Below are 259 nucleotides of genomic sequence, written 5' to 3'. Positions count from 1 at the left end.
CAGTTTGATTGTTTCTTTGATTTTATGGGCTAGCGCTTCCGGATCGCGCCGATTGCGCTCGTCCAGAATACAGGTCAACTCGTCAATGCTTTTGGCCGTATCAATCGCAATGACCGATTCAATCTCGCAGAGCAGGGCGTTATGTGCGCGACGATATAGGTCCGGCCTTTGCGGAACTAATATCAAATCCGGACATAGGGCTTTTGCGTCTTTAATTTTCATGACGTCTTTCACGCCATAGGCTTGCGCTTCTTTTGAG

The 259-nt window shown here is 48.3% G+C and carries 1 protein-coding gene; it reads right to left on the bottom strand.

Annotated elements, in window-relative coordinates:
* On the bottom strand, positions 1 to 259 hold a 259-nt coding region (locus tag HBA93_RS21920; protein WP_502910177.1), incomplete at both ends, for a Y-family DNA polymerase.

Origin of the sequence: Ochrobactrum sp. SFR4 (assembly GCF_019730395.1) — a bacterium.
In the GTDB taxonomy this organism is placed as follows: Bacteria; Pseudomonadota; Alphaproteobacteria; order Rhizobiales; family Rhizobiaceae; genus Pseudochrobactrum.
The sequence above is the reverse complement of the archived record's forward strand: the minus strand, read 5'-3'. Positions and strand labels throughout refer to the sequence as shown.